The 14,588-nt window shown below is 41.5% G+C and carries 10 protein-coding genes and 1 pseudogene; 4 read left to right on the top strand and 7 right to left on the bottom strand.

The window, feature by feature from the left end:
* Positions 1-41 precede the first annotated feature (41 nt).
* The 5 genes from ppsA to MKX34_RS16045 form a co-directional block, all read right to left on the bottom strand.
* Entirely contained in the window at positions 42-2,657 is a 2,616-nt protein-coding gene (gene ppsA, locus MKX34_RS16065) for a phosphoenolpyruvate synthase (protein ID WP_076296653.1), read from the bottom strand.
* A 285-nt stretch (positions 2,658-2,942) separates the two neighbouring features.
* On the bottom strand, positions 2,943-5,594 hold the full coding sequence (locus tag MKX34_RS16060) for a discoidin domain-containing protein (protein WP_076296654.1): 2,652 nt from the start codon (positions 5,592-5,594) through the stop codon (positions 2,943-2,945).
* Positions 5,595-5,829: 235 nt separating this feature from the next.
* Entirely contained in the window at positions 5,830-6,753 is a 924-nt protein-coding gene (locus MKX34_RS16055) for an aminoglycoside phosphotransferase family protein (RefSeq protein WP_076296655.1), read from the bottom strand.
* Positions 6,754-6,823: 70 nt separating this feature from the next.
* Entirely contained in the window at positions 6,824-7,843 is a 1,020-nt protein-coding gene (locus MKX34_RS16050; RefSeq protein WP_179089296.1) for a phosphotransferase, read from the bottom strand.
* A gap of 154 nt (positions 7,844-7,997) precedes the next feature.
* The gene (locus tag MKX34_RS16045; protein ID WP_076099187.1) at positions 7,998-8,912 is read right to left on the bottom strand and encodes an ArsR family transcriptional regulator; all 915 of its coding nucleotides are present in this window, start codon (positions 8,910-8,912) and stop codon (positions 7,998-8,000) included.
* 174 nt (positions 8,913-9,086) lie between these two features.
* Here MKX34_RS16045 and MKX34_RS16040 point away from each other — a divergent pair, with 174 nt between their 5' ends.
* Both MKX34_RS16040 and MKX34_RS16035 read left to right on the top strand, forming a co-directional pair.
* Positions 9,087-9,866, top strand: a complete 780-nt coding sequence (locus MKX34_RS16040) for a glycoside hydrolase family 43 protein (protein WP_256717619.1) — start codon at positions 9,087-9,089, stop codon at positions 9,864-9,866.
* Positions 9,845-10,546, top strand: coding sequence for a hypothetical protein (locus tag MKX34_RS16035; RefSeq protein ID WP_256717620.1), 702 nt, complete (start codon positions 9,845-9,847; stop codon positions 10,544-10,546). Before MKX34_RS16040 ends, MKX34_RS16035 begins: the two co-directional genes overlap by 22 nt.
* Positions 10,547-10,665: 119 nt before the next feature.
* Here the strand turns inward: MKX34_RS16035 and MKX34_RS16030 are convergent.
* Both MKX34_RS16030 and MKX34_RS16025 read right to left on the bottom strand, forming a co-directional pair.
* Positions 10,666-11,517, bottom strand: a pseudogene (locus MKX34_RS16030) (aldo/keto reductase).
* A 36-nt stretch (positions 11,518-11,553) separates the two neighbouring features.
* Positions 11,554-12,519 carry an aldo/keto reductase gene (locus MKX34_RS16025; RefSeq protein WP_076296656.1) on the bottom strand — a complete coding sequence of 322 codons (966 nt, stop codon included), beginning with the start codon at positions 12,517-12,519 and terminating at the stop codon, positions 11,554-11,556.
* A 324-nt stretch (positions 12,520-12,843) separates the two neighbouring features.
* Here MKX34_RS16025 and MKX34_RS16020 point away from each other — a divergent pair, with 324 nt between their 5' ends.
* Positions 12,844-13,518, top strand: coding sequence for a response regulator transcription factor (locus MKX34_RS16020; protein WP_076105748.1), 675 nt, complete (start codon positions 12,844-12,846; stop codon positions 13,516-13,518).
* Positions 13,515-14,570, top strand: coding sequence for a HAMP domain-containing sensor histidine kinase (locus MKX34_RS16015; protein WP_081383906.1), 1,056 nt, complete (start codon positions 13,515-13,517; stop codon positions 14,568-14,570). The genes MKX34_RS16020 and MKX34_RS16015 overlap by 4 nt, the downstream gene beginning before the upstream one ends.
* The last annotated feature ends 18 nt before the right edge of the window (positions 14,571-14,588 follow it).

The following is a 14,588-nucleotide window of genomic DNA, read 5'->3' as shown; positions in this document are numbered from 1 at the left end:
CAAAAGATTCGATTTGTCAAACTACATTCGTGATTCAACCATTACAATATTTCGATATAGCCTTCTGTACCATGCACACGAATTCGTTGCCCATCTTTTATCAATTTGGTAGCATTCTCCACTCCGACAACTGCTGGTAAGCCATATTCACGCGCAATAACTGCCCCATGGGTCATTAGTCCACCAACTTCAGTAACTAGGCCTTTTACAGATACAAACAATGGAGTCCAGCTAGGGTCAGTGAATAAGGTAACTAATATATCTCCATCTTCTAGATCAGCATCCTCCATGTTTAAGATGACACGCGCTCGTCCCTCTATAACACCGGAAGAAACCGCTAGACCTACAATAGCTTCTGTTGGGAGGTTTTCTCGGTTGTACTTACCCGCAATAATTTCACCATCAGACGTGAGAACACGTGGTGGAGTTAGTTTTTCATATAATTTGTACTCTTCTTTTCGTTTGCTGATGATCTGGTAATCCAGTTTGCATCTACTTACGACTTCGCGAAGTTCTTCAAACGTTAAATAGTATATATCTTCTTTTTCAGGAATAACTCCTGCTTGTACGAGTTGTTCGGCTTCTTTTAATAAAGCTTGCTTATAAACGAAGTAGCGATTAACCATACCGTATTTGGGGTATTCCCTAAACCCGCTGAAATTCCGGATGAGATCAATCATTCGTTTTGTTTCTTTAGCTTTTTGTTCACCATCGGGTAATTGCTTCAATCGATCTAATAGCTCTTGTTCTTTTTTCAAAGCTTCCTGTCGACCTTGCTCAAATTTCCGATGGCCAGCATTAGGTTCAAAGTTTTTGATATTACTAAGAATCATGGGGACAAGTGTAGTTGGTTTTTCGCTCCAACGAGTTCTTGTAAGATCGATTTCTCCGGTACATCGCATTCCGTATTTGCTGAGATAGTCATAGAAAGCCTCTTGGGTTTCCTGCCCACCCTCAAAACTAACCAGTTCATCTAAGAAATTATCGTCTTTAACCTGCTGTAAATAATCAATGACTTCCGGATAAGGCCGAATCACATCAGCGAGATTGAGTAACGCCAGACCCATTTCCGAAGTAATATTGCCCTGTACAGATTGAGAAAGCGTATCTGCTACGTTTTTTTCACCTAACCACTCATTTATTTTTTCATTGATCCATGCTGAAGCATCCATAGCCGCCATAATCACACGCATACTTTGTGGGTTGAATAGAATCTTCTTTAATTGCTGCATATCTTCCAGAATAAAATCAAACAACTCCGCCCCTGATTTGGTTTGAATGTTTTGTTGCAGCTCTTCTATCGATGCTTGGTTGCTCTTAATGAGGTCAGAAACGATTGTCGGATCCTTTTCGAGTTGTACTTGAGAATCACTAGGTGGCAGGCTTGTATTGCTTTTACTCGGAGTAGAAGCTTTTTCATTATCTGCCGAAAATTTTATAAAATCTTCTCGCTCTGCGATGGTTATGAGTGCGTCTTTTATGAGGGGATCAGATTTACCTAAGGCTTCTATGATCATTTCTCTGCTACCAGGTGAAGCAAGACTTGATGTGACATCAACAAACAATCTTCCGCCAGCTGTACGCATAGGTGCAGGAGTCGTTAACAGGTAAAAAGCCAATCCCAGCGGTTTCATGGGATCTGTCATCATTTGTTGATGACCAACAGATACATAAACGTGGTTTTCTTGATCATTCGCTTCAGGGATGGGGAATAAAGTCGTGATTGGCCGACTCTGGACGATATAAAATGTATCCTCGTCCAAACACCATTCGATATCTTGTGGGCAACCAAAATAGGCTTCAATCTGTCTGCCTATCCTTGCTATTTTTAAAATTTGTTGTTCAGTAAGTGTTTGAGTCTTTTGCTGTTCGAGGTCGATCTGCCGGGTCTCTGTTCCGCCTTCTTTTAGTCCGTAGATAGCCAATTTTTTGGTTGCTATTCTCTTATCGACAATTTTCTCTTGCTGTACTTTATAACAATCGGCAGATACCAAGCCAGAGACCAGTGCTTCGCCAAGTCCAAAACTAGCATCGATGGATAGCAGTTTCCGGTTAGAAGTAATCGGATCAGCGGTAAATAAAATCCCTGAAGCCTGTGGAAAAACCATCCTTTGAACGATAACGGATAAATAAACTTGACTGTGGTCAAATCCATTTTGCATACGGTAGATTACGGCACGATCCGTAAATAGAGAAGCCCAACATTTGCTGATATGCTGAAGGATTGCTTCTATGCCGATGATATTTAAATAGGTATCTTGTTGACCTGCAAAAGAGGCATGTGGTAAATCTTCAGCGGTGGCACTAGAACGCACTGCATAAGCATGTTCATCACCAAGCTGGGTGAGATAGTGAGAAACTGCCTTCACAACATCGGAAGGAATTTCTGCTTCCATAATGATTTGCCGAATCTTCCTACTGATTTCACCGATTTGATCCCGATCTTCTACTTTTAGCATAGTTAGTTGATCCAACAAAGCATGATACGTTTGGTTCTGTTCGAGGGCTTGGTGATATCCTACTGTTGTAATACAGAATCCTTCTGGTACTTGTATTCCTTCTATTTTTGATAATCTCCCTAAATTTAACCCTTTTCCGCCAACGAGCAAAAGCTGTGTATTGTCCACTTCCTGAAAACCGAGAACTAAAGAACGCATTTATTATCGCTCCTAACTATTAAATTGAGAAAAAAATTGACAAGAATTTAACGGCATGATAATATAAATATATAAGATGCAATTATTATGCCTAACCTTTGGATATCAGTCGTGAGTTGATTATATCATCGTGTCTTTTCATATGCAATATATAAGAATCTGATGAGATAAATCAGGTTCTTTTTTTGATTTCAGCTATCATTAGTGTTAAAGCAAATAAACCGCAGCCCCTCAAGTGGCCTACGGTTTATTTGCTTTAATATTAGAATGTCGTAATAGGGTATATTATAATCCCTTCACTTCAAACTCATAGATCCGCGCTGCCGTATCGGCTCCCTGCGTAGGTTTGAGAATCAATAATTTTACATAGCGGGCTTTTACTAACGCAATTGAATCAGTCGACTCGGCAGCCGAGTTTCCTTGGACGTTGACAACATCCGTCCAGTTCGTTCCGTCGCTGCTGATCTGAATCGTATAATCACTGGTATTAAAACCGGACCACTCTCCTCCGCTCTCAGCATGCTTGATGACAAAAGTGCTGAGTTGATGTTCGGCGCCGAGGTCAACCTGAAGCCAATGGGGCAGATTGCCAATTGCGCACCATTTACTGTTATCCGTCACTTTACCATCTACGGCGTTAGGTGCCCCTTCCTTTTCCCCGCAGGCATGATCGGCTGTTGCAGTTTTACCAAGTGCCAGATTTTTCACTGCGCTAGCTTCCTTGCTCACTGTGATGAGTGCTTTTTTCGTAATTGTGTCTTGGCCCGAGCTGTTGGTTGCAGTCAGCGTCACGCTATAAACGCCTTCCTGAGCGAACGTCACAACTGGGTTCTTCGATGTGCTGACCGCCGGGCTTCCGCTTTCGAAGGTCCATGACCATCCTTCTGTCACTTCAGTCGACAGATCAGTGAAGTTAACGCTCTCGCCTGGAGCCACTAGGGTACGATCAGCCTTGAACTCCGCAATCGGCTTAGGATAAGCTGGCCAGCTGATCTTCACGCTAGTGGTTTGACCTTGCTCGTATCTTCCATTCACGGCAACAACCTTCAATATTGTGATCGTTTCTTTGTCTATTCTTCGCATCTCAGGAACGTAAAACACATGATTTGGTGTTGCACCTATGAACATTTCACTACCATCTGGCAGTACACGATAGATTTCGTATTGTTTGACCTGCTGGTCAAGCTGTTTCCACTGTAATCGGGCGTCTCCATAAATACCATTGCGGAAATCGGATTGAGTGACCTTAAGATCGCGAACCGCGGGCAATGGTTTGATCGAGTCATTAGCATTTTGAATAGAGAGCTGGCCAATTTGAATGTTGTAATTATTAATCGCATCCTTAGAGTCAAAATACAGTGACAACTCTACGATCCGTTTCCCTTTGTATGGGGTCAAATTCAATGTTTCAGTAGTCCAGTCCGGCGATGTCTTATCCTTCACGTTAAGGAAGACATATTGGTTGGGATGGTCTGCGAAAGCGAGACCAACCTTCAGGCTTGGCTTATTTTGTGTTTTGTACGTAATAGACAGCTTTGTACTTGCTTCGATCTTAAGGTCGGTCTTGTAGAGTTTCAGATGTGTCGCATTGTTAGGGTTCAGCACGCCTGATACCTTCAGCGAACTGCCGCCGTAATATGCATTGGACCAGTCGAGCACTGGTGTAAGTGGGGTACCTTTGCTGTCTGCGATCCAGCGCCAGGATGGAAGAATATCCTGCAGACTCCGGTTGTTCCAGCCCTTATCCCGCACCTGCTTCCCTCGTACAAAATATTTCTGTCCGCTTCCCGTGTTGAAGTTAGTGGTGAAAGGCAGCTCATTTACTGGTGATGATTCGATCACATCGTTTGCGATACCTTTCCAGGCTTGATCGCTCGAGGTGTTACTCGGATTCCCGTTTGGACCCACCCAGAATTTGTTCTCGCGTACAAAGAAATCTTCCATACTCTCTGCGCTGTTAAAAGCCCAATCCGGACGGTAAATACCAAGGGAAGTAACGGCAGGATCTTTATCCGGAAACAACAGATTCCAGTTCACCTTTGTATCGTAACCCTTGGCTTCGACATCGATGCCTGCATACAAGTCATATGGACTTCTGCCCAAGCTTCTAGCCTTCTCTGCCGAGCTTTTAAGATCCCTCCACCAGAAGTTCAGAAACATACTGTCCGTTATTTGCTTTTTATTGTCTTGCAGGAACATCGAATTCTTGTCGTTAAGTGCATTTTGCCAACTGATACTGCCCTCATTGGTCATGGAATCATACCATACGATGTGCATAGAATTTAACTTGTGTGATTCCAGATAACTTAGGAAAGCTTTCATTTGCTGTGCGTCGGCCGGCGTTCCGCCCTCAGTCTCCTGGTTAATAAACCAGCCGTCAAATCCGTAATGGCTCGCAACCTGGATCAACTTGTCAGCAGCGGGAAAGGAGCCGTCACTATTCTGCTGAAGCATCTGCTTGACCCATTCATACTTTCCGCCATATACGGTTGGTGGGAAGAACACCGTTCCGATAATCGGCACGCCATTTTTATGAGCCGCGTCGATCGTATCAGCGCTTGGAGGTACGATGATCCCTTCGCCCGCGGAACCACCCCAATAGACCAGCTTGTCAACATATTGCCAATAGGTAAATGTGTTAGCTTCGAATTTGCTTGAACCCTGCGATGGAACTCCGCTTGTTCCCGGGTTCAGTGCTGATAAAGCCATGACTTTTGGCGCTTTGGTTGCATGAGCGTTGACTCCATCTGCTACAAAACGGTCCTGCAGCGGGACTGTGCTCCGGTTAAATGCCGCATCCGGGTCGGATGCCGGACTCCACTGAAGCAATTGCTCCGGAAACCAATAGGATGAATAAGGCTGTTTCGCGAACGCAGTTGTGGATAAGGCTGCGCACATCACAAGTAAGAATATAAAACCTGCCCCAATCTTTTTCATGCCATACTCCTCCAATCGATAGATTAAATGATTGCGCTTACATTTTATCAAGTTGAACAAAGCTATAGATAGTGGATTAATGGCAAGTTCAGGTGCAATTATTACAGGTCGTAAGTCTAAGGTCAATAATCTCAGTGGGGAATTTGCTCCCATAAATTTGATATTTATATACAAAAAGCCGCAATTATGCGGCTAGTAAATGTAAATGTATAGGATAAGGTAAAGTGTATAGTTATTACGCTTTCAGGTTTAAAAGAAAATGCCGTGTGTCCTGATAAGCATCTGTCCAGCCCATCTTAGCATAGAATCGAAGTCCATCGAGTCCCTTAAAATAATAGGCACCGATTAGCCGCTCCTCAAAATTCGGGGTCACTATTCTAGCTTTCTCTTGATAGTTTTGATACGCGTTAATGACATTACACCAAGGCATATGCTTGTCGAGAATCGCAAGGTCTATGAGAGAATCGCCATACATGCAATTTCCATCAATAATGCTGGTTATCCTTGTTCCGTTGGACAAAATATTCCACTGTTGAAAATCTCCGTGTATAAAGCTTCTATTAGATTCATTATAGGGTACGTAGGTCATCAAACGACTATAGATTTCTTCGTATACGTCTTTTTCCAAGCAAGACGTGCGGAAGAGTTCATGCCAATTCTCCCAGAATGTCCCCGTCTGATCTTCCGCATTTACGGCAATGACGAAGTCTTTCCAAGATGAATAGGAGCCATTGCCCTCAGGCCCGATCCAACCATACCCGTTAGTTCCCCCAATATCCGTTTCGGCCATTCTTGTTAAAATGCCGATAATTTCAGGCATCAGACGGGTTTGTTCTTCTGCTGAACAATCGGATAGATTGCGACCTTCCATTCGCTCCATGATCAAATAGGTTAACTGATTAGTCCTCCCTAAACCCAAACATTTTGGGAAAGGGATACCTTGGTCGAGTAGCAAATTGGATACAAATTGTTCGGTCTCATATGCTCGTTCCAAATCGCTGAATTTAACAACATAGTCTTTTCCTTCGAGAATAAAAGAAAACACGTTGCTAATATTGCCGCCAGACATCGGTGTAATCTCAGCCGCTCCCTGTCCAAGATGATTCCACAGTACTTTTTCAATTTCACTCATGGTCAATTCCGGTTTTTCGTAAGCCATTTTTACTCCAACTCCTGCTTATTTGAGTCTACTATGAATTTATCCGCAGCATATCATAAACACCATCATCCTAAATATCTCGTTCCTCATACTCAAAGGGTTCATCACATGAGTAAATTTCATGGAAAAATCCTACATATGGGATATCGTCTTCTAGACATTTTATACGATATGACAGCTCTTCATCGCATTCCGGCTCTTCACCATTGTTCCGCATTACCTCGAATGCATCAACGATGTTTTCCATGAGGGTTACTTGGATAAATAATGGCAATGTACCTAACATCGAATCTTCGATCCTGGTCTCGGATCTGTAGCCATCAAGGACTGTTTTAAAATAATCATCCATAAACATTTTGCGTTTATCAGTATCTTGTTCAAATTGTATCCAGCCCACTCCAAGTGTCCAGAGATTTGCCAGGTCATACATATACCAACAAAAGCAGGAGTTATCGAAATCAAACACAGTTATTTGCCCTGTATTAAAATCGATCATATAATTCCCATCGCAGTAATCAAAATGGACCATCCCAAAAGACTCGTGATCCCTGTCCATCCCTTCTAACGTTGTAAGGAGATCTACCAGCTTCTCCTTCAGCAGAGATAACGAGTCAGGTATTAGCTTATCTATATAATCGGCATTGTATTTATCAAAAAAATCATACCGAGAATGGACAGGCGTATATCCCTTCGATAATTGATGCATTTTCCCAAGAACTTTGCCACAGTTATAATAGTATTCCGTAATAGGAACGCCTTCCCGATACTGATAATTATTTTCCACGAGCATACCCCCCTTGGCCTTTTCAAACAAGCAGACAAAAAAGGTATGATTATTAAGGGTTATCGTTTCCAGTAGATTCCCCTTCTGGGAGTTGACCACATTCGAAACACTGCCGCCATGCTCGTACAAATACCTGATATATTCCACTTCACCCAGAATATCTTCTCGGCTTCTGTCACTTAAGAAGGCAATTCTGATTATTTTTGCTTCAGAATCAGCTTTATCACAGTTATATGCAACATTCCGTCCTCCTTCATGTGCATTGATAAGCCTGATTTCATAACCTTCCAATCCGTACAATTCCATCACTAATGGAAGTATGTGTGTATCAGCAATTTTAATAACCTCGTTATAATTCAGAATATCTCTCCTCTCCACTTCTTCAATATATGGATAGTTTACCAGTTCCAGCTGATAAACTGGATGGAGAAAACAACTATAACTGAAATATCCTGCTTCATTAGGTCATCGTTCCTAGGTACACACGAATTAAAATATCTTGGTCATGGTTACCGAATCCAGCCCCATAAAGTGTCAAACCACCAACATTAACAGCCTTCTCGTCAACTGCGAACCGAAGCGTCCAGAACTGTTCCCGTAGCAAAATATCTGCGACAGTAATGTCCGACATCCTTTCTTCATCAATAAATGTGCCCGAAGTATCAATGCGGATCGTCTTCAATAACCCGTATTGATTTACATTCCGATGCCACCAATCCGGAGTATATATGCCTCGTGCCGCTCTTCCAAAGTCTGCCGGACTGGTCCAAGTTCCAAGCTTCACACCGTTAAAAAAGAACTCAATATCCGAAGGCCAATGATCTCTCAAGCCCGGGGCTTCAGAAGCAATTTCCATTGAAATCTCGATGGCGTCGGGCATTTGACCGGGAAGTAAGTAGTTAGGCGTTTTGTACTCTACGTAACCTCTCCCAAACCACAAAATGCCGGCGTTGACCCGCTCGGGATCCAGAAAATAGCGGGGATCGTCCCAAACCCCAATTTCTTTCTCTTGTGTCCCAAGACCACATGTAGGATGAACATCAAACGAAGTATAATGACCGACTGAAATGGTCTGCTCTCTGATCCTCGGGGTTTGAGTGGCAGTGGGGAGTTCGATCTCAACTCTTTTTTGTTTAAGGAAGCACATTTTGTGCGTTCCTCCGTTTAGGCGTACCCTGTGGCTTCCTGTAAGTCCAGCTTGTTCGAGCTTTCGGATATGCATAGTAACTATGGAAGGGCTAAGCTCTAACTTAGCCGCGATCTCCTTCACATTCATTTCATTATCTGCAATGAGGCTCATAATCCTCCATCTGACTTCGCTTGCCAGCGCTTCATACAACGCCATGAATTTTGCTTCGCCGTTTGCTTTGATCATCATCATAATCACCTGACCTGTGCTTATTGAAATTACATATATATTAATTTAATAAATATAACGTATATCTTCAACCCCGATTCATTGAAAACCTATAAGCAATAGTGTTTAATTTTCTTAGTAGTTAAATATATTGAATTCTTATTTATATGAATTTATTAATGAGGTGGAGAAATGAAATACAATAATCCGGTCATCAAAGGGTTTTATCCTGATCCCAGCGCATGTAAAGTTGAAGACACTTATTATTTGGTCTGCAGTTCCTTTCAGTATTTTCCCGGTGTTCCGATTTTTGAAAGCAAAGATTTAATTAATTGGACCCAAATCGGTCATTGCTTAACCCGAAAAAACCAGATTCAACTGGATACTGTGGACAGCTCCGGTGGTGTATTCGCCCCCACCCTGCGGTACAATAATGGACGATTCTACATGACGACCACTAATGACACTTTGCGCCAGAACTTCTATGTCTGGACTGACAATATTTACGGCGAATGGTCTGATCCGATTAATGTAGATCAAGGCGGTATTGATCCGGATTTGTATTTTGAAGACGGCAAAACGTATTTCATGAGTAATGGGACAGACGATTACGGAGTTAATGGTATTGTCCAATGTGAAATTGAAATTGAAACTGGGCAGAAGCTGTCGCCAAGCCGTTCAATCTGGCAAGGATCCGGTGGGCGTTATTTGGAGAGTCCTCATTTATACAAAATTAATGAACAATACTATCTGCTAGCAGCTGAGGGCGGAACCGAATATGGGCATATGGTCACTTATGCAAGGGGCAATTCTCCTGCTGGCCCATTCGAAGCCTATCCGCATAACCCCGTATTGACTAATCGAAATTTAGGCGGTTACGAGCTTCAGGGTGTTGGTGGCTGTTACATCTTGGATTCCGGCAGACTGGCCAGTATCTTACCTATCACCATTTGGGGCGTGAGGTTTTTCTAACTCCGATTACCTTTGGCGAGGATGGATGGTTTACAGCAGGTCATGAAGGTACCACTCTAATAAGTTTCGAGACTGATCGTATTGCGGACACAGTCATTCAGCAGGAGAAAGAAGTCTATACGTTCGAGAACACAGATTGGAATTTGGACTGGTGTTACCTGCGTCACCCGGTTACAGAAAATTATCGGTTAGAAGCTGATAAAATAAAGCTTAAAGGAACTCCAATAACGTTAGATATCCCGGCTACCCCGACATTTATTGGTATTCGTCAAAAAGACTTTAACGCGATTATTTCATGCGAAGTCAGCCTTACGAATGGTGAAGCCGGAATTACGCTTTACATGGACGAAAATCACCATTATGACTTGGCCTTGCGTAAACATCCAGAGGGTTATGAGATTATCGAACGGCTGAATATCGGAGATATCAAATCCATTGAAAAAACAAAACATATAGGTCAATGTAACCATGCTTCATTAGTTGTCAAAAGCAGTCCAACGCATTATCACTTTTATATCCAGGTAGACGGTACTGAGATCTTACTCGGAGCTGCGCAAACCAAATATTTATCCTCTGAAATAGCCGGAGGATTCACAGGTGTGCTTATTGGTTTGTACGCCACTGGAGAAGACCAAGATTATAATGCGATATTCACAAATTTTAGCTGCCTTTATTCTTAAACCTCCAAATTAGAATGAACTGTACAAGGCTAAGGGTGTTCTTATAAATAAAAGATGGGTTAACCCCTTAATTATGGTTAACCCATCTTTTATCAAAACCAATAAGATCCTAAGAAAAATTAGATATCCAGCTTCCTAGTACTTAACGCTTTTACCATTACAGGATCTCTATGTGAAAAGAACAAACTCTCTTTTGTGTCTAACAGCGCAATTTGTTCTATATCCTCTGAATTTAATTCAAAATCAAAGATATTAAAGTTTTCAATTATTCTTTCTTTCCGGACAGACTTTGGAATCACAACAACTCCTCTTTGCGTCAACTAGCGTAAAACCACTTGGGCAACAGATTTATTATATTTTCGAGCTATTGATACTAAAACTTCGTTCTGGAACATGTTGTTTTTACCTTCAGCAAATGGACCCCATGATTCGATCTGAACATTGTTTTCTTTCATGAATGCAGCACTTTCAATTTGTTGGCAGAATGGATGTGTTTCAACTTGATTAACGGCAGGCGTTACTTCATTATGAATAATCAAATCAATCAGACGATCGTTCTGGAAGTTACTTACGCCAATCGCTCTGATTTTTCCTTCACGGTACAATTCCTCCAGCGCCCGCCAAGAACCATGCACGTCGCCAAAGGGCTGATGAATTAAATACAAATCCAAATAATCAAGTTGCAATCTTGAAAGGGATTTTTCAAATGCTTCCTTTGTACGTTCGTATCCGGTATCTTGAACCCATAATTTCGTAGTAATAAATAGATCCTCTCTTGGTACTCCACTCCGTTTGATGGCTCTTCCCACCGCTTCTTCGTTTAGGTAAGAGGCTGCGGTATCTATCAGTCGATAACCTGACATGATCGCATCGTAAACAGCTTGTTCACATTCAGCTTCATCTTGAATTTGAAAAACTCCAAAACCAAGTATCGGCATTTCAACACCATTGTTCAAAATAACTTTTTGCATAAAAAATCCTCCTATTAGTTGATGATACACCTCTAGTTAGAAGTGTGTACTATCAATTTCCATTTTAGACAAAGCTTCATTTAGTCTATCTACATCTTCCTTTGTTAATTTCAGATCAGCTCCATATAGGTTTTCTTCTAATCTGTTTAATTTTGTAGTGCCTGGAATTGGAATGATATATGGTTTTTGAGCTAATTCCCACGCTAATACGACTTGAGCCGGTGTTGAATTTTTACTTTTTGCAACTTGAGTAATTAAATCTAATAACACTTGGTTATGATCAATCACATCAGGTTTGAATCTTCCCATGAAACTTCGATAGTCATCTTCATCATATTTGGTTTCCTTAGTATATTTACCACTTAAGAAACCATTTCCTAATGGGCTGTAAGCAACAAAAGCAATTCCTAACTCTTCACATAGTTCAAACAACTCTTTTTCTGGTTCACGCCACATCATAGAGTATTGATTTTGGGTTGCAGAAATAGGGCATACCGCATATGCTCGTTTAATATAATCAACCGGTGCATTTGAGACTCCCCATGTTTTAATCTTCCCTTCAGCTATTAAATCTTTCATTGTTTCTGCGACAGCTTCAGGTTCGACATTCGGATCCACTCGGTGCTGATAATATAAATCAATGCAATTAACCTTCAACCTTTTTAATGAATCTTCTATTTGTTCACGAATAGAATCTGGTGTGCTATTTAAAATAAGTTGAGGTTGACCGTCTACAGCTTCTTGTCCTAAAATTCCAAATTTAGTTGCAATCACAACTTGATCTCTTAGTGGTGCAAGGGCCTCGCCTACTAATTCCTCATTGGATTGTCCATAAAAAGCAGCAGTATCAAAGAAATTACATCCTAGTTCAACTGCTCTGCGAATTAATTTAACCATTTCATTACGATCTGCTGGCTTTCCATAGGCATGATCCATTCCCATACAGCCAAGCCCTATTGCCGAAACATCCAAGCCACTATTTCCTAATTTACGCATTTGCATCTGTGATCTTCCTTTCGCATGAAGTTCAGTCAAAGTTCAACGTTCGACGTAGTCTGCATTATTTTCAGCACGTTAATCCAGCTAAATTAGTTTGGGTACTATTTTAGTATGCAACAATTTTTCACAAAACAGATATCATAATAGTATTAAATCATTGCCTATTCCTCTCATTTTAACGAATAGACAGATATATGAGTCACTTTATAGCGACTACAAGGATTTCAAACCGAATCTTAAGATTAGATAAATATTGATTCTGCTCCCTTTAAAACAAATTCCCCACAGGTAATAATGGATACAAACCTACTATTGGAGTGAACAGTAATGATTAACATACTCGTAGTTGAAGATGATAAGCATGTAAGAAGACTTCTTGAAGCTGTTCTGAAACGCGAAGGATATGATGTTGTAACTGCCGAAGATGGAGTTAAAGCTTTGGAGGTCCTTGATTCACAGCATATTGATCTAATCATTCTGGATATCATGATGCCTAATATGGATGGTTATGAATTCGCCAAGGAAGTAAGAGCTGCTGATAGCTTAATCCCTATTCTCATGGCTACAGCAAAACAGCTGCCTGAAGATAAGAAAAAGGGGTTCCGGATTGGAACCGATGATTATATGACCAAACCGATTGATACCGAAGAAATGCTGCTCAGAATCCAAGCGCTGCTTCGCCGTTCGCAAATCGCAAGTGCCCGTAAATTAGTAGTGGGTAAAGTGATCCTTGATTATGACGCATTGACAGTAACCCGGGAGGACGAGAAACAAACGCTTCCGCAAAAAGAGTTCTATTTGTTGTATAAACTATTATCTTATCCGGAACGGATATTCACCCGTATCCAGCTTATGGACGAAATATGGGGCATGGAAAGTGAAAGTACGGATACAACCGTTAATGTACATATCAATCGCCTGCGGAAACGGTTTGACGCTTATCCAGAGTTTGAACTGGTTTCCGTCAGAGGTCTTGGATACAAGGCGGTGCGAAGCCAGTGAGCAAAATAAGTAACAAGCTCAGCAACAGAATCAGCCTTCCCATCTATTTTTCCCTTATCATATTTGTCATCTTTCTTATTACCGTTGTGATTACAGGACTACTCTTCTTTCTCGCACAGGTTTTTGGTTTGTTGAACGAAGAGCTTGCCCAGGATGGATTCGTACTACCCATAATGGTATTAATCGCTTGTACAATTATCGGTACCACGATATCAGCCATCACAAGCCGGAAAATGGTAAAATCCATCCGGTTATTTATTGAGGCCACAGAGCGTCTTGCCAGCGGTGACTTCTCCATGCGGCTTCAGCTCAAAAGCCCGCCGGAGTTTGAAATTCTATCAGAGAACTTTAACCGGATGGCTGAAGAGCTTGGGGGTATTGAAATTCTGCGAACCGATTTTGTGAATAATTTTTCCCATGAATTCAAAACACCGATTGTATCTATCAAGGGATTTGCCGAAGTCTTAAAGAACGATGATCTTACCAAAGAAGAACGGAATGAATATCTAGATATTGTCATTGAGGAATCGACCAGACTTGCCTCCCTTGCTTCGAATGTACTGGAGCTGACACAAGTTGAGACGCAAAAGATTCTGACAAACAAAATGAGGTTTAATGTTGGGGAACAAATTCGCCAATCTGTGCTTTTGCTAGCTGCTAAATTTGAGAAGAAGCACCTGAAGCTGAACGTTAATATTCAGGATTATGAACTCTCCGGCAATAAAGAGCTTTTAAATCAAGTTTGGTTAAATTTATTGGATAACGCGATCAAATTCACTCCTGAACATGGCGAAATTGAAGTTAACATGAAGAGAAACGAAGATAACGTGGTGATTCTAGTTCGTGACTGCGGAAGCGGTATTCATCCTGAGGCTCTTCCCAAGATATTCGATAAATTTTATCAGCAGGATACTTCCCATTCGACTGCGGGCAATGGACTTGGATTAGCAATTGTTAAAAAAATCATTCATCTACACAATGGAACCATTTCTTGCGAAAGCATTCCATTACAAGGAGCCACATTTACAGTTACGATTCCGATTGGAATGTAGTACGAGCCCTGGAGAACC

This window comes from Paenibacillus sp. FSL R5-0636 (assembly GCF_037974255.1).
GTDB classification, from domain to species: Bacteria; Bacillota; Bacilli; order Paenibacillales; family Paenibacillaceae; genus Paenibacillus_AQ; species Paenibacillus_AQ odorifer.
This window is presented reverse-complemented; position numbering and strand designations above follow the sequence as displayed.